The organism is Marinobacter alkalisoli (assembly GCF_045449855.1).
Classification (GTDB): Bacteria; Pseudomonadota; Gammaproteobacteria; order Pseudomonadales; family Oleiphilaceae; genus Marinobacter.
Genome location: NZ_JBJJLC010000028.1, coordinates 33,804 through 49,987, shown reverse-complemented (window position 1 = coordinate 49,987; position 16,184 = coordinate 33,804). Strand labels below are relative to the sequence as shown.

The following is a 16,184-nucleotide window of genomic DNA, read 5'->3' as shown; positions in this document are numbered from 1 at the left end:
CGGTTATTGTTCCACGAACGCGCGTTCAATGACGTAGTCGCCAGGCTCACCTTGATGGGGCGAGGCTTTGAATCCAAGACCGTCGAGCATGGCGGACAGATCTTTCAGCATGGCCGGGCTGCCGCAGAGCATGACCCGGTCGGTGTCTGCATTCAGTTGCGGCAGGCCAGTATCTTTGGCCAACTGGCCGGACCCTACCAGGGTGGTGATGCGGCCCTCATTGCGGAACGGCTCCCGAGTCACGGTGGGGTAGTAGATCAGCTTGTTGCCGATGATCTCTGCCAGGAACTCGTGGCCGGGCAGTTCGCTGGTCAGGTAATCGTGATAGGCCAGTTCGCTGACTTCACGGACGCAATGTACCAGTACCACCTTGTCAAAACGGTCGTAGGTTTCCGGGTCGCGGATGATGCTCATGAACGGAGCCAGCCCGGTGCCGGTGCCGAACAGGTACAGGTGTTTGCCCGGGTTCAGGTCGTGCATCACCAGGGTACCCACCGGTTTGCGGCTGACAAACAGCGAATCGCCCTCCTGGAGATACTGAAGGCGGGAGGTCAGCGGGCCGTCCGGCACCTTGATGCTGAGAAACTCCAAGTACTCTTCATGGTTGGCGCTGACAATGCTGTAAGCCCGAAGTAGCGGCTTGCCGTTCACCGGCAGGCCGATCATCACGAAGTGGCCGTTCTCAAAGCGCAGGCTCTGATCGCGGGTGGTCCTGAAACTGAACAGGGTGTCGTTCCAGTGATGGACGCTGATGACGCTTTCGGTTCCAAGTGCAGCCATGGGGTATTCCTCCGTATAGGCTAATTGTAGTTGATGTCAGGGTGAGTAGGTGGCCATGGATACCATGGTTGTGATGACGGGCAGGGTGTTGAGCGACAGCTCTTTGTATACCGGATGGAAATGGTTTTTACTGAATGCAGGTTCTTTCTACATATGTAGTGCCACGAGGAATTGTTGATGGCCCGATTCAGTGACGATATCCAGCCTCCATCCATCTTGATCTTTGATTGGCATGGCACCTTGGTGGATACCCACGATGCCATGTTCAGCGCGATGGAGGAGATGCTGCCGCAACTGGAGGACCTGGGGCTGGTGGAGCGGCTGTTGCCAGAAGACAAATGCCGAACCGCTGATGACGCCCGCCTGGTACGCTACATCCGCATTTTTCGCCGGCTGCATCCCCGGATACTGGCGGAACGCCGGGTGTCGCGTACCGATATCTTCAATGCCATCTTCGGTGACGACAAGGACGCCAAGCTGATCGCCCACAAGGCTTACAATGCCTGTTACCGCAAGTTCTTCGGCCAGGTAAAACCGTTCCAGCCTGGAGCTTATGATTATCTCACCGCCCTGAAGGAAATAGGTATACGCCTGGCGGTGTCCACCAACCGCAACCGGGAATTCCTCGACAAAGAGTTGAAAATGGTGGACGAGGGCCGCTGGCAGGATTTGTTCGACGTGACGGTGTGTGCCGACGATGTCACCGAATACAAACCGGACCCGGAAGTCATTCTCAGAACCCTGGAAAAGGCCGGGTTACCTGTGGATCAGCGTGCCTGGTACGTCGGTGACAGTTACGTGGACATGCTCACCGCCCATAAGGCCGGTGTGGCCGGGGTGTTCTACAACGGCGCATGCTGGGAACCCGGTCGCATCGACAGCTGGTTCTCCCATCGCGATGCGCCCGTTGCGATCCTCGACAGTTTTGAGGATTTGGTGGATCTTTTAGCCTTGTTGGAACGGAGGTCTCCTGACGCGTTTCGGTTCTCGCCCGCTGAGGTCCGACCCCGGCCATTTCCTCCGCCAGAGCGACCGGCGCCGCGAATTGAACCGGACTGGCACCCGGCGGTGGTCCGGCTGATCCGCCCTTCGGTGGTCCTGTTCGACTGGCACGCCACCCTGGTGGATACGTTGGATGCCATGTACCACGCTGTGGATGACATGTTGCCGGATTTCCATAAGCTCGAGCTGATGGACCGGATGGTGGCTCCGGAGGACAGCAAGACACCAGAGGACGTCAAACTTGTCGCCTATGTTCGGGAATTTGCGAGGTTGCACCCAAAGGTGAAGGCCGACCGGAAGATTTCCCGCACCGATATCTTCGAGGTGCTGTTCGGCGAGGATCAGGAAGCCAAGCAGATTGCCCACAAGGCCTTTAACCATCATTATCGCAACCACTACGGCACGGTAAAGGCGTTTGAGCCGAAGGTTCGGGAAGTGCTGGAAGGGTTGCGGCGGCTGGATATCCAGGTGGGTGTGATTACCAACCGGGACCGGGAGTTTTTCGAGCACGAACTGGCGGCGGTGGAAGGCACCGGCTGGACGGAACTGTTCGATGTAGACGTTTGTGGTGATGACACGCCGTTGCGCAAGCCCCACCCCGACCAGTTATTGCTGGCGGTGCAGAAACTGGATTATCCTCCCGATCCCAGTGTCTGGTATGTCGGGGACAGCACCACGGATGTGATCGGTGCCAAGCGGGCAGGCATGACCTCCGTGTTCTTTAACGGGGCGCAGTGGGATCAGCCCTGGCTCAACAAGATTTTTCCCGGAACCCATAAACATCCCGACAAACCCGATGTGGTGGTGAATGATTTCTCCGAATTCTGGGCGCTCATGCTGGCGTGTGAAATAGGACCGCCGTGAGATCAATGGGGCTTTTGCCCCACAGTGTTTAGCCCTATGCTGGCACGCCTGAATAACAACAAAGGTCTTCCAATGTCTGATGTAAAAGCGTCGATTCTTGTCGTGGACGACGACCTGGCGATACGCGAGCTATTGCATGAACACCTGTCCCGGGTTGGCTACGATGTGATGACCGCCGCTGATGGCGATGGCATGCGCCAACGGCTGGCGCAGTCACGGGTGGATCTGATTGTGCTCGATGTCATGTTGCCTGGGGATGACGGCTTTACGCTTTGCCGTGAGATCCGTGAGCATTCGCAGGTTCCCATCATCATGCTAACGGCGAGCTCCGATGAAACCGACCGGGTCGTCGGCCTGGAAATTGGTGCCGATGATTACCTGGCCAAGCCGTTCAGTGCCCGTGAATTACAGGCCAGGGTCAAAGCCCTGTTGCGGCGTTCGAGTTTCACCCGAACGGACAATCCCAGGTTTGTCCGGTTTGATCGCTGGCGGCTGGATACTCAGGCCCACGAACTTATCTCGGAAGAGGGAAGCACCACTGCGCTGTCCGGCGCCGATTTTGCACTGTTACAGCTTTTCCTCGCTCACCCCAATGAAGTGCTGGACCGTGACACCATTTCCGGTGTGACCCGCGGCCGCGAGTCCATGCCGCTGGACCGGGTGGTGGACGTGGCGGTCAGCCGCCTGCGTCAGCGCCTGGGGGACCAGGGCCGCAATCCCAGGCTGATCAAGACCGTGCGTGGGGCGGGTTATCTGCTGGCGGCAACGGTGATCCATGCCGCAGAATAATAACGGCGCGATCGATACCGGCCGCAAGGCCTGGCGTCTTGTGCCCTCGTCGCTCCTCGGCCGTATCCTGCTGCTGACGCTGTTGGCCATGGGTGTTGCCCAGGTGGTCTCAAGCGTGATCTGGGTAGGCACCTTCCGGGCCCAGCAAGTGGAGGGACTGGTCAGTACCACCCGTAACCTCGCCTCTTCCGCCGCGGCAACCACACAATTCTTCAAGTCCCTGCCGCTGCAATATCGGCATATTGTGCTGGATCAGTTGAGGGATATGGGGGGCTCGCGCTTTTTTGTCTCCCTCAATGACAAGCGCATCAATATGCGTGCGCTGCCAGACAGTGAGCGCAAGCAACTGGTCACAGAGGAAGTTGAGGCTGTGCTCAGGAGCCGGCTGGGAAAATCGACCAACCTGCATGTTGAGTTTGTGCACCCCGATGACCTTCGCATCCTCAATACCGAGCTGCCACTGGATGCGTTACCCAGATCCTGGGCTCATTACGCACTGACCCTGGAGCCCATCAAACCTCCGGTTCTGGTGACCCAGGTGGAGGTGGCCACGGGTGAGTGGTTGTATCTGGCCTCGTTGTTGCCAGCGCCCTATGTGTCACTGGATGACGAAAGCATCCCCGGCCAGCAGATTGTCTTTATCCTGGTGATGATCGGCGTGCTGTTTCCGGTGCTGGCATGGCTGGTGCGTCGCCAGACCCGGCCGTTGCGTAAATTGGCCAGGGCGGCGCGGGATCTGCCACTGGACGAATATCAGCCACCATTGCTGGAGCAGGGCAGCGCTGAAATTGTCGCGGTTACCCGGGGCTTCAATGCCATGCGCAGGCGATTGCAAAGTTACATCAGCGACCGGGACCAATTATTTCGCGCAATCTCCCACGACCTTAAAACCCCGATAACGAGGCTGCGCCTGCGAGCCGATCTTATTGACGACGAGAACATTCGCGAGCGATTCGAAAGTGACCTGCAGGAGCTGGAATTACTGGTAAAAGGTGCCCTGCAGAGCATGAAGGACACCGACATTCATGAGAATGTTGAACTTGTCGATATTGATGGCATGTTGCGTCGAATGGCGGATGCCTACATCGGTGACAGCCCAGCGGTTGTGGTAGAGGGCACCTGCGCGCCGTACCGGGGCAAACCCCTGGCGCTGAAGCGCTGCCTGGGCAATCTGGTGGATAATGCGGTGAAGTACGGCGAGACGGCGACCATCAGCGTGGAGGACTCCCCTGAGCAGCTAACCATCCACGTCAGGGATCATGGGCCGGGGATTCCCGAGGCCGAGCTTGACCGGATTTTCGAGCCCTACTATCGCCTTGGTCAGGAGCACCGGAAGGGGCATGGTCTGGGCCTCGGAATTGCCCGCAACATTGCCCAAAGCCACGGCGGTGATCTTGAAATAGCCAATTGGCCGGACGGTGGCCTGGAGGTGACCCTCACGTTACCGCGACATTGAAATTGCCATGTAACAATCATGTTACATCGGTCTTTCTGTTTGATACGTTCCCCTTTCGGGTATTGCCATAGACTCTGATGTTGCTAATACAACAAAAACAAGGAGTCATAATGAGTACCTGTAAACCGTACCCTACTGCCTGGACCAACAATGTCATCACCGGTCGCCGACTGGTGGTCGCGGTGAGCGTAGCTTCACTGGGTCTGGTTGCCAGCCAGGCACTGGCTCAGGAAACCGTGGAAGACCGCCTGTCAGCTCTGGAGCAGAAGTTGGCAGAGGTCGAACCCCAAGCCCGGGGTGACGAGGGTTTCTCCTTCAACACATACGCCCGCTCAGGGCTGCTGCTTAACAGTGACGGCAAGAGTGCGCCCGGCGGCCCCTACCTGACGCCGGCCGGTTCAGTGGGTGGAGCCGTGGGCCGGCTGGGTAACGAACCGGATACCTACCTGGAAGCCATCCTCAACTACAAGACTGTCGCGGACAACGGCACCAAAGCCCACTACCGCCTGATGATTGCCGATTCCACCACCTCCAGCAACGACTGGACCGCTGACGACGGCGCCGTGAACGTGCGTCAGGCCTATGTGGAGTTCAGCAACCTTGCCAGCTTCACTGGCATTTTCGAGGATGCCTCGATCTGGGCCGGCAAACGCTTTGATCGGGACCTCGACTTTGATATCCACTGGCTCGATAGCGATATCGTCTTCCTGGGCGGCACCGGTGCCGGTATCTACGACGTGGCCTTCAGCGAGTCGGCGAAGTCCAACTTTTCCTTTTATGGACGCAGCTTCCAGGATTTTCCCTCCGACCCTGACACCACTGACGGCGAGTCCGACACCGACAACCTGATCCTCACCGCCAATAACTATTTCGGCAACGTACAGTGGCTGATCAATGGCATGTCCGCTGCGGATAACGACGAGCGTATCGTCGGGGGCGTTATGGAGGCTGCCGACACCGGTGTGCAAACCATGCTTGCCTACCACGGTGACAGCTTCTTCGGGATCTCCGATGGCAACTTCAAGGTGGCGCTGCTACACGGCCAGGGCCTGGGTGCGGAGGTCAAGAACCTCGGCGCCGATGGCAACCTGCATGAAGACGCGGCCAGTACACGTGTGGCTGCCTACGGTACCACCCGGTTGAGTGATAGCTGGCGTATCGCTCCGGCGATCCTGGCGGAAACCAGTAAGGACCGTTATGTGAAGGGGGATGAATACCAGTGGCTCACCTTCAACACCCGTCTGGCCAATGAACTGGGCGCCAACTTCGAGATGCAGTACGAAGCCTCCTGGCAGGTGATGGACCTGAATCCCGAAGGCTACGAAGGGCGCGAGGACGTGGATGGCGACTACGCCCGCTTCACCATTGCGCCAACCTTCAAACCTCAGGTTGGCGGTTTCTGGAACCGCCCGGAAATTCGCGTGTTTGCCAGCTATTCCACCTGGGACGACGAGCTCAATGGTTTTGATGGCGGTGACGCCCTCGGCCAGGAAGACTTTGCCAGCAGCCAGTGGACCTTTGGTACCCAGATGGAAGTCTGGTTCTGATTACTGACAAGCGTCTCCACTACAAAAACAAGGAGTCATTATGAAAACGTTCAAGCGTCATCTTACTGCCCTGGCGGTGTCTGCCGCCCTGATGCCAGCAGCGACCGTGCAGGCCGGTGAAGTCGAGGTTCTGCACTGGTGGACCGCCGGTGGTGAAGCGCGGGCCGCCGCGGCCCTGAAAGAAATGATGGAAGAGCAGGGTCACAGCTGGAAAGATTTTGCGGTGGCCGGCGGTGGTGGTGAAGCCGCCATGACCGTGCTGAAAACCCGTGCCGTCTCCGGTAACCCGCCTGCGGCAGCGCAGATCAAGGGTCTGGACATTCGTGAATGGGCGGAACTTGGCTTTCTGACCAGCCTGGACAGTGTTGCCGATGCCGAAAACTGGGACCAGCTTATTCCGCCTCGGATTTCCGATGTCATGAAGTACGAAGGTGAATACGTAGCGGTGCCGGTGAATGTGCATCGGGTGAACTGGTTATGGGTGAACCCGGAGGTGATGGAAGATGTTGGTGTGGAGATTCCCACCACACTGGACGAGTTCTTCGAAGTGGCCGACAAGCTCCAGGCCGAGGGGTACATTCCCCTGGCCCACGGTGGCCAGCCCTGGCAGGACGCGACCGTGTTCGATGCGGTGGCACTGGCGGAACTGGGCCCCGACGATTATCGCAAGGCGTTTGTCGACCATGACATGGATGTGATCAACAGCGACAAGATGGAAGAGGTCTTCGCACAGTTCGCCAAGGTGATGAGCTACGTGGATGACGATGCCGCCGGCCGCGACTGGAATACCGCCACCGGCATGGTGATTCGTGGTGAGGCAGCCATGCAGATCATGGGAGACTGGGCCAAGGGTGAATTCAGCGCTGCGGAACTGACGCCGGGCGAAGACTACCTGTGTGCGCCGACCCCGGGCACCAAAGGCCAGTTCACCTTTAACGTGGATTCCTTCGCGATGTTCAGCCTGACAGAAGATGAGGACATCCAGGCGCAGAAGGATCTGGCGCGCACCATCCTGGAACCTGAATTCCAGACCCTGTTCAACCAGAACAAGGGCTCCATCCCGGTTCGTACCGACATGGATATGAGCGACTTTGATACCTGTGCCCAGGCGTCGATGGAGACGTTCAAGTCCAGCGCCGACGATGGCGGCCTGGTACCAAGCTTCTCCCATGGCCTGGCAACCACCAGCTACATCCAGGGCCAGATCTTCGATGTGGTCACCAACTTCGTCAACTCCAGAAACCCGGACCCGACAAAAGCCACGGACCAGTTGGCAGCCGCCATCCAGTCCGCCATGTAATGCCGCACCGGGCCGCCGGCCGGGCGGCCTTCGGGTTTATCCGGAGGATTTCTTATGGAACATACTCAACGTCGCCCTGCCGTGGCGGCCAGGGCACCGTCTGGCCTTATGGATGGCCTGCAGCGCTGGCTACCCAAGCTGGTGGTGGCGCCAACGTTCATCCTGATCGGCATTGGTATCTACGGCTACATGCTGTGGACCGGTGTACTGTCGTTCACCAATTCCAGCTTTCTGCCCAGTTACGATTTTGTCGGCCTTGCACAGTACGCCAAGCTGATGGAAAGCGAGCGCTGGCTGGTCGCGTCCCGGAACCTCGCGATCTTTGGCGGGCTATTCATCGGCATTTGTTTGCTGATCGGTGTCGTACTGGCGATTTTCCTGGACCAGCGCATCCGCCAGGAAGGCGCCATCCGCACCATCTATCTCTACCCCATGGCGCTGTCCATGATTGTAACCGGCACGGTCTGGCGGTGGATTCTGAATCCACGCCTGGGCCTGGAAAAGCTGATGCACGATTGGGGCTGGACTTCCTTCAGCTTTGACTGGCTGGTGAATTCCGACTTTGCCATTTATACCATTGTGATGGCGGCAGTGTGGCAGGCCTCCGGCTTTGTCATGGCCCTGTTCCTGGCCGGCCTGCGAGGCGTTGACTCGTCCATCATTCGTGCCGCGCGTGTGGATGGTGCCAGTCTGCCGGTTATCTACTGGAAAATTATCCTGCCCTCCTTGCGACCGGTGTTCTTCAGCTCCGTGATGGTGCTGGCCCATATCGCCATCAAGAGTTTTGACCTGGTGATGGCCATGACTGCAGGTGGCCCGGGTTATTCCACTGACCTGCCGGCGGTATTCATGTACGCCCACACCTTTACCCGCGGCCAGATGGGCCTGGGCTCTGCCAGCGCCATGCTGATGCTGGGCGCCATTCTCGCTCTGCTGGTGCCTTACCTGTATTCCGAACTGAGGGAGAAGCGCCATGACTGATGTGGTTCGTACCGGCTTTCGCCCCAGCCGTATCGCCATCTACGGGGTGCTGCTGCTGGCATGCCTGGTGTACCTGATTCCGCTGATCATCATGCTGATCACCAGTTTCAAGACACCCATGGATATCCGTACCGGCAACCTGCTTGCCCTGCCGACCGACTGGACGGTCGTGGGTTGGACCAAAGCCTGGTCCGAGGCCTGCACCGGTGTGCAATGCAACGGGGTGAGCGGCTACTTCTGGAACTCGTTCAAGATGACGGTGCCGGCGGTGCTGATTTCCACGCTGTTGGGTGCCTTCAATGGCTACGTGTTGTCCAAGTGGAAGTTCAAGGGCTCCGACCTGATGTTCGGTATGCTGCTGTTTGGCTGTTTTGTACCATTCCAGGTCGTCCTGCTGCCAATGGCGGCAACCCTGGGCAAGCTGGGCCTGGCGAACACCACGGCCGGTCTGGTGCTGGTCCACGTGATCTACGGGGTGGCGTTTACCACGCTGTTTTTCCGTAACTATTACGTGGCCATACCCGATGCCCTGGTTAAGGCGGCACGGCTGGATGGTGCCGGATTTTTCACTATTTTCTTTCGCATCCTGCTGCCCATGTCCACGCCGATTTTCATGGTGTCGCTGATCTGGCAGTTCACCCAGATCTGGAACGACTTCCTGTTCGGCGTGGTCTTCGCCAGTGGCGACAGCCAGCCGATAACGGTCGCCCTGAACAATCTGGTGAACACCAGCACCGGGGTGAAGGAATACAACGTGGATATGGCCGCCGCCATGATCGCCGCGCTGCCAACGCTGGTGGTGTACATCGTGGCAGGCAAGTACTTTATACGCGGCCTGACGGCCGGCTCGGTTAAGGGGTAAAACAACAATGTCACAACTTGAACTGCGGGACATCCGCAAGACCTACACAGGGGCCCTGGACGAGACCCTCAAGGGCATCAACATTGACATCGCGTCCGGTGAATTCCTGACCCTGGTCGGGCCATCGGGCTGTGGAAAATCCACGCTGATGAACAGCATTGCCGGCCTGGAATCCATTACCGGTGGTTCGATTGTGGTGAATGGCAAGGACATATCGGGCATGGAGCCGAAGGATCGGGACATCGCTATGGTGTTCCAGTCCTATGCACTGTATCCCACCATGTCGGTGCGCGAGAACATTGCCTTCGGCCTGAAGATTCGCGGTATGCCGAAAGAGGAAATTCGTCAGGAAGTCGAGCGTGTTGCCGACCTGCTGCAGATCTCCGCATTGCTGGATAAAAAGCCTTCCCGGCTATCCGGTGGTCAGCAGCAGCGGGTGGCCATGGGGCGAGCATTGGCCAGACGGCCGAAGATCTACCTGTTCGACGAACCGCTTTCCAACCTGGATGCCAAACTGCGGGTGGAAATGCGTACCGAGATCAAGAAGCTGCACCAGCGGCTGAGAACCACCATTGTGTACGTCACCCATGACCAGATCGAGGCCATGACCCTGGCGGACCGGATTGCAGTGCTCAAGGATGGCGAGTTGCAGCAACTGGGTACGCCAAAGGAAGTCTACGACACCCCGGAGAACCTGTTTGTGGCGAGTTTTATGGGGTCGCCTTCCATGAGTTTTATTGACGTGGCGATCGAACGGGCGGGAACCGGCCTGTCAGTGACGGTTGAAGGCAGCGACGGTCGCAAGCTGGCCCTGCCAGTGCCGGCGTATCTGGAGGGCTGGGCCGGTAGGCGGGTGGTGCTTGGCATCCGCCCGGAGCATATAAGCCAGCCGGACGATCAGAAGGCAGATCATCCAATGGTGACCAGCGGTCGCTTTACGGTGGAAGTCACCGAACCGACCGGGCCGGACGTGCTCGCGGTTATCCGCCTCAATGATACCGATGTGCAGTGCCGGCTGGATGCGGAGCACCCGGTGAACTGGGGCGAGGAAGCCGATCTTATGTTCGATATGAGAAAAGTCGTGTTCTTCGACCCGGAAAGCGAGAAGCGCATTCGCCCGTAATAACGCCTACTGAGCTCTTTGCTCACAGTTGCTCCAGCCGTGCCAGCAAGTCGTCGGCACGCTGGAGCAGCGCCTCCCGCCGTTCCGGCTTCTGCCTGTCCCAGTTCCGGTACATCATGCCCATGCGAGGATTGTTGGCGAAATCATCCCGGTGCCGGTCGATGAAATGCCAGTACAGGGCGTTGAACGGACAGGCATCCTCTTCCGTGGATTTATTGACCTTGTAATGACAGTTGCTGCAATGGTCGGACATGCGCTGGATGTACTTGCCGCTGGCGGCGTAGGGTTTGGAGCCCAGGTAGCCGCCGTCGGCATGCATTACCATACCGAGTACGTTGGGTAGCTCGACCCAGTCGTAGGCATCGGCGTAAACTGCCAGATACCAGTTACAGATCTCTTCCGGTTTGACGCCCGCCAGCAGCGCCAAATTGCCAGTGATCATCAGCCGCTGAATGTGGTGGGCGTAGGCGTTGCGGCGAGTGGCATCAATCGCCTTGTGCATACAGCGCATCTTCGTTTCCCCGGTCCAGTAGAACCAGGGCAGGGCGCGGGTATTACCGAGCCGGTTTTCCCTGGCATACTCCGGCATATTCAGCCAGTAGATACCCCGCACAAACTCCCGCCAACCCAGAATCTGCCGGATAAATCCCTCCACCGCATTGATCGGCGCCCGCCCGGCATACCAGGCCCGGGCAGCGGCTTCGCACACGGCTAACGGGTCAAGCAGACCGCAGTTGATATAGGGAGACAGAATGGAGTGAAACAGCCAGTCCTCACTATCGGACATGGCGTCCTGAAAATCGCCGAAACAGGGCAGGGCGAAATCAATAAAGTAGTCCAGCGCCTGCTCGGCATCGTTCGGGGTCACGGCAAAGTGGAAGTCCTCCGTGGTGCCGAAATGATCGGCAAAGTGCTGCTCCACCAGATCAATCACTTCCCGCGTTACCTCATCGGGTTCCACGCGAAAAGGAGCGGGAGCCGGCGGCTTACCGGTCCATTTGCGCCGGTTATCCGCATCAAAGTTCCACTGCCTACCCTCGGGGTTGCCATCGGAAGTCATCAACAAGCCAGTTTTTTGCCGCATTTCCCGGTAAAAGAGCTCCATTCGCAGCTGTTTGCGATCTTTTGCCCATTCTGAGAATTCCTGCTTGCTGGCGATAAACCGGGTATCCGTACGGATCTCCACCGGCACCCCAAGCCGTTCATGCCACTGACCGATCTGCTCGTGCAGCCGCCACTCGCCGCATTCGGTGGTGATCACCCGATCCGCGCCGGTCTCCCCGAGCTGACCGGCGACAACAGCCTCCAGACTCCGGGCCTCGTTATCGGGGTGGTAGGTCTGGTAGTGAACATGCCAGCCCTCCGCCTCAAGCCGCTGAGCAAAGTGCCGCATGGCGCTGAACAGCAGGACCAGTTTTTTCTTGTGGTGGTTGGTATAGCTGGCCTCGTCGTGGACCTCTGCCATCACGATCCTGTCCCGTTTTCGGTCAGCGCCTTCCAGTGCGCTTATATCAGCGGTCAATTGGTCGCCGAGAATCAGAATCAGGTTTGGCATGTTTGGATCGTGCTCCAAGGTTTAGGCGTTGGTGCATAGTCAGGGGGGTGGAGAGGGCCCTGCCAAAATCGTGCGGAGCCATGGATGGCGGAGCCCGAGCGTACAAGGATGTATTCACAGCGTATTTTGGCAGGGCCCTCTCCACCCGCCGGGCGGCCGACACCATGTGATCCTCATAAAGAGGTAGGGTGAAATACGTCAACAGCACAAGGGTGGTTCAGGTGGGAGATTGATAAAATTCGAATATCGGTAAGCTGACCCACATCAAGTGGTCGTCGCCCAGGTTGCCATAAAATGGCGACTGGTCCCGGCTTGCCCCAAATCGACGTTCAGAGTTCCTGCTATGATTTCCACTCCCGCATTTGCATCCAATGAATCCACCCTCCCGGAATTTATCTGGGATGACGCGCTGATCCGGCGTTATGACTTGAGTGGCCCGCGCTATACGTCCTATCCGACGGCCGTGGAATTCAACCAGAACTACCCGATAGAAGACATGGTGAAGGCAGCTGCTCGCAGCAAGGCCAGCGACTGGCCTTTGTCTCTCTACACCCATCTGCCGTTCTGTGCCCACCTTTGCTACTACTGCGCTTGCAACAAGGTGATCACCAAACAGCGCCACAAGGCCATTCCGTACGTGGAAAGATTGCTGAATGAAGCCGCGATACAGTCCCGGCTTTTCGGGGCGGACAGGCCTGTTAAGCAGTTGCACTGGGGCGGCGGCACGCCTACCTTCCTGCCGAACGATGTCATGGCGCATTTGATGGCGGGTTATGGTGAACTGTTCAACCTGCAGACCAATGAAGATCGTGACTACAGCGTGGAGATCGATCCGCGCGAAGTGGACCAGGACACCCTTTCCACCTTGTGGCAGTTGGGCTTCAACCGCATCAGCCTTGGAGTGCAGGATGTGAATCCCCAGGTGCAAAAAGCGGTGAACCGAATCCAGCCCCGTGACATGACCGAGGCCGTGCTGAACGAGGCCCGCCGACTCGGTTTCCGCTCCATCAACCTGGACCTGATCTACGGCCTGCCCTACCAGACACCGGAAAGCTTTGCCGAAACTCTGGAGGCGGTGATCGAAATGTCGCCGGACCGGCTCTCGGTGTTCAGCTACGCCCACCTGCCGGACAGGTTCTACCCGCAAACCCGGATTCTGGCGGATACCCTGCCTACGCCCCAGCAAAAGCTAACCATCCTCCACAACACCATCAACCGGTTGCTGGAAGCAGGCTATGAGTACATCGGCATGGACCATTTCGCCAAGCCCAATGACAGCCTGGCAGTGGCCCAGCGCGAGGGGCGACTGCACCGGAACTTCCAGGGTTATACCACTCATTCCGATTGTGATCTGGTGTCTCTGGGCGTGTCCGCCATCGGCCAGACTGACGATGCCTATTTCCAGAACAACCATGATCTGCCTTCCTGGGAAGCTTCCATTGATGCTGGCCAGCTTGCCATCACCAAAGGCGTAAACCTGACCCGTGATGACCGTATTCGCCGCTGGGTCATCGGCCAACTGATCTGCCAGTTCCAGTTGGATCGGCAACAGTTTTCCAGTGAATGGGGAGAGGACCTTGACCGTTATTTTAGCGATGAGCTCAACCGACTGAAGCCAATGATTCAGAATGAACTGATTGCGGATGACGGTAATGCACTCCGGGTTCAGCCCGCTGGCCGGCTGCTGATTCGGGCCATCTGTCAGATTTTTGATCTGTATCGGAAGGCGGGGTCGAGTCAGAGTTTTTCGCGCATTATCTGAATCGATGACAGGCAGCAGAGTCGCTCGCCCTAGGTGTGCCAGCGAACAGACCGGGATATGGCAACACAATAATCTCATCTTAAAGTCATAACCAAAGGAGGGGAGATCATGAGCTTGTTCAGTGTTGAAGAAACGAAGGATAAGTGGAAGCAACAGGTCGGCAAAGCAAAGCTGGTCTGGGGTAAGCTGACAGAAGATGAACTGCTTGCGACGGAAGGCCGCCAGGAAAAGCTTGCGGGCCTGGTTCAGGAACGGTACGCAGTAACCCGCGACGAGGCTGAAAAGCAGGTCAAGGAATTCTTCAGCAAGAACTAGGATGGGTCAGTCCACCCGAACCACGTTTTCAGGCGTTCGTGGTTCGACGGCGGATCAATAGGGGTATACAGCCATGCTGGAAACAATTGTTGTCATTCTATTGGTGCTTTGGGTCTTGGGCCTGGTGACTTCCTACTCCATGGGCGGCTTAATTCATATTCTGCTGGTGGTTGCGATTGTGGTGATTCTGCTGCGGGTATTCCGGGGGCGCGGGATTTGATCTACGCGCTGTAAATCGGGCTGGTTAGCCCCCCGTCATATTCATGAAGCGCAGAATCTGTACATCGCCATTGCTGGAGAAGTGATGGCGCTCAGGCTTGAGGTCCATGGCGTTGATGATGGTTTCCCGAAGCTTGTCGTCAGTCACCGGATGGCCGCGCAGAACACGACGCAGGTCGACGGAATGCTCATTGCCAAGACAAAGCAGCAGGCGGCCTTCTACCGTTACCCGAACGCGGTTACAGGTAGAGCAGAAGTTGTGGGAATGGGGTGAAATAAAACCGACCCGGATATCGCTGTCCGGCATGCGGTAATAGCGGGCAGGGCCACCGGAGTCTTCCGGTGTGGGGGCCAGCTCATGGCGTTGGCCGATAATCTCACGAACTTCATCGCTGGTGCAAAGCACCTGCCCGCGGTCATGATCGGAGATTTCCCCCAGTGGCATTTCCTCGATAAAGGTAATGTCCACGTTCTTCTTGCGGGCAAACTCCACCAACTCTGGTACTTCCTGGTCGTTGCCTCCTTTCATAACCACGGTATTGAGCTTGATGCCTTCAAAACCGGCTTCTTTGGCAGCGTCAATCCCATCGAGCACCTGGGCAAGCTTGCCGGTGCGGGTGATGCGGCTGAACTTATCGGCATCCAGGGAATCCAGGCTGATATTCAGCCGCTTGAGTCCGGCTTTGCGCAGTGGCTCTGCCATGGTTGGCAGCTGGCTGCCGTTAGTGGTCATGGCAAAATCCCGCAGGCCGTAGCTGCCAATTTCCTTGACCAGTTCCAGAATATCCCGCCTTACCAAAGGCTCGCCCCCGGTCAGCCGGATTTTCTCGGTGCCCAGAGACACAAACGTTCTCGCCACGCGGGCAATCTCTTCCAGTGTCAGCACCTGTTGGCGAGGCAGGAACGTCATTTCCTCGGCCATGCAGTACACACAGCGGAAATCGCAGCGGTCAGTAACGGACAGGCGCACGTAGTTAACGGTGCGGCCGAAACGGTCTGTCAGCTTGGATTGTGGCATGGCAGGTTTCCCTGTCTGGACATATGGTCAATGATAGATCAAGTATCGCAGAAAGACGCAAAGAATCCGATACCCCTGCGAGGTAAGCCTTGCTGATACTCCACGGCCCTCGTACCACCGGAATACTATGCTGCTGGGTGTGTTGCAGCAACTTGTGAGGCCAGTGCGCTGATTGCTGGTAGAATTATAGAGTATATCAACTGGCGGTAGAGGCCTTGCAGATGAGTGGTGCTCCCGGAAAAACCGTATTCAAGTTTCTAGCGTATATGTTCGCTGGCATCGGCCTGCTGGGTGTCGTTCTTCCGTTACTGCCGACCACCCCGTTCATACTGCTGGCCGCGTTTTTCGCCAGTAAAGGGTCGCCGGAATTTGCCTCATGGCTGGAAAATCATCGTACGTTCGGGCCGGCCATTGAGAACTGGAGAGCGCGCAGGGCAGTACCCAGACGTGGCAAGGTTCTCGCCTGCGTGATGCTGGTGATCAGCTGGTCGATTCTCTTCCTGTCAGGCGCGTCGGCAGCCTTGTTGGCTGGGCTTGGCCTGTTTTTTATCGGGCTGGCGGCCTTCCTGATTACCAGGCCGTCGTATTGAGCTTCTCATTCGCATCCTTGG

Annotated in this window: 15 protein-coding genes; 12 read left to right on the top strand and 3 right to left on the bottom strand. The window is 57.7% G+C overall.

The genetic code is table 11. The annotated features are described in order from the left end of the window. Window positions 1-3 precede the first annotated feature (3 nt). On the bottom strand, window positions 4-780 hold the full coding sequence (locus ACJO5Y_RS11925) for a ferredoxin--NADP reductase (RefSeq protein ID WP_406987439.1): 777 nt from the start codon (window positions 778-780) through the stop codon (window positions 4-6). 177 nt (window positions 781-957) lie between these two features. On the opposite strand from ACJO5Y_RS11925, the gene ACJO5Y_RS11920 reads away from it, so the two are divergent. The 8 genes from ACJO5Y_RS11920 to ACJO5Y_RS11885 all read left to right on the top strand — a co-directional run bounded on the left by ACJO5Y_RS11920 (window position 958) and on the right by ACJO5Y_RS11885 (window position 10,704). Beyond that, window positions 958-2,646: an HAD family hydrolase gene (locus ACJO5Y_RS11920; protein ID WP_406987437.1), complete on the top strand. Its 1,689-nt coding sequence runs from the start codon at window positions 958-960 to the stop codon at window positions 2,644-2,646. A 72-nt stretch (window positions 2,647-2,718) separates the two neighbouring features. Then, the gene (locus ACJO5Y_RS11915) at window positions 2,719-3,435 is read left to right on the top strand and encodes a response regulator (RefSeq protein ID WP_406987436.1); all 717 of its coding nucleotides are present in this window, start codon (window positions 2,719-2,721) and stop codon (window positions 3,433-3,435) included. Continuing rightward, complete coding sequence (locus ACJO5Y_RS11910) at window positions 3,422-4,891, top strand: ATP-binding protein (protein WP_406987435.1); 1,470 nt, start codon at window positions 3,422-3,424, stop codon at window positions 4,889-4,891. The genes ACJO5Y_RS11915 and ACJO5Y_RS11910 overlap by 14 nt, the downstream gene beginning before the upstream one ends. Before the next feature lie 110 nt (window positions 4,892-5,001). Further along, window positions 5,002-6,438: a carbohydrate porin gene (locus ACJO5Y_RS11905; protein WP_406987434.1), complete on the top strand. Its 1,437-nt coding sequence runs from the start codon at window positions 5,002-5,004 to the stop codon at window positions 6,436-6,438. A 40-nt stretch (window positions 6,439-6,478) separates the two neighbouring features. Next, entirely contained in the window at window positions 6,479-7,738 is a 1,260-nt protein-coding gene (locus ACJO5Y_RS11900) for an ABC transporter substrate-binding protein (RefSeq protein WP_406987432.1), read from the top strand. Window positions 7,739-7,792: 54 nt separating this feature from the next. Then, window positions 7,793-8,719 (top strand): carbohydrate ABC transporter permease, encoded by a 927-nt coding sequence (locus ACJO5Y_RS11895; RefSeq protein WP_406987430.1) that lies wholly within the window; start codon window positions 7,793-7,795, stop codon window positions 8,717-8,719. Then, window positions 8,712-9,581: a carbohydrate ABC transporter permease gene (locus tag ACJO5Y_RS11890; RefSeq protein WP_406987428.1), complete on the top strand. Its 870-nt coding sequence runs from the start codon at window positions 8,712-8,714 to the stop codon at window positions 9,579-9,581. The genes ACJO5Y_RS11895 and ACJO5Y_RS11890 overlap by 8 nt, the downstream gene beginning before the upstream one ends. Before the next feature lie 7 nt (window positions 9,582-9,588). Next, window positions 9,589-10,704 (top strand): ABC transporter ATP-binding protein, encoded by a 1,116-nt coding sequence (locus tag ACJO5Y_RS11885; RefSeq protein ID WP_406987427.1) that lies wholly within the window; start codon window positions 9,589-9,591, stop codon window positions 10,702-10,704. Between the two features lie 22 nt (window positions 10,705-10,726). On the opposite strand, the gene ACJO5Y_RS11880 is transcribed toward ACJO5Y_RS11885, so the two are convergent. Continuing rightward, the gene (locus ACJO5Y_RS11880) at window positions 10,727-12,259 is read right to left on the bottom strand and encodes a cryptochrome/photolyase family protein (RefSeq protein WP_406987425.1); all 1,533 of its coding nucleotides are present in this window, start codon (window positions 12,257-12,259) and stop codon (window positions 10,727-10,729) included. 343 nt (window positions 12,260-12,602) lie between these two features. On the opposite strand from ACJO5Y_RS11880, the gene hemN reads away from it, so the two are divergent. From hemN to ACJO5Y_RS11865, 3 genes are all read left to right on the top strand, one after another. Then, window positions 12,603-14,021, top strand: a complete 1,419-nt coding sequence (hemN, locus tag ACJO5Y_RS11875; RefSeq protein WP_406987424.1) for an oxygen-independent coproporphyrinogen III oxidase — start codon at window positions 12,603-12,605, stop codon at window positions 14,019-14,021. 108 nt (window positions 14,022-14,129) lie between these two features. Continuing rightward, window positions 14,130-14,336, top strand: coding sequence for a CsbD family protein (locus ACJO5Y_RS11870; RefSeq protein ID WP_406987423.1), 207 nt, complete (start codon window positions 14,130-14,132; stop codon window positions 14,334-14,336). A gap of 73 nt (window positions 14,337-14,409) precedes the next feature. Further along, window positions 14,410-14,556, top strand: a complete 147-nt coding sequence (locus ACJO5Y_RS11865) for a lmo0937 family membrane protein (RefSeq protein WP_406987422.1) — start codon at window positions 14,410-14,412, stop codon at window positions 14,554-14,556. A 24-nt stretch (window positions 14,557-14,580) separates the two neighbouring features. On the opposite strand, the gene moaA is transcribed toward ACJO5Y_RS11865, so the two are convergent. Next, window positions 14,581-15,573: a GTP 3',8-cyclase MoaA gene (moaA, locus tag ACJO5Y_RS11860; RefSeq protein WP_406987420.1), complete on the bottom strand. Its 993-nt coding sequence runs from the start codon at window positions 15,571-15,573 to the stop codon at window positions 14,581-14,583. A 221-nt stretch (window positions 15,574-15,794) separates the two neighbouring features. On the opposite strand from moaA, the gene ACJO5Y_RS11855 reads away from it, so the two are divergent. After that, window positions 15,795-16,163, top strand: coding sequence for a YbaN family protein (locus tag ACJO5Y_RS11855; protein ID WP_406987419.1), 369 nt, complete (start codon window positions 15,795-15,797; stop codon window positions 16,161-16,163). Window positions 16,164-16,184: the final 21 nt, after the last annotated feature.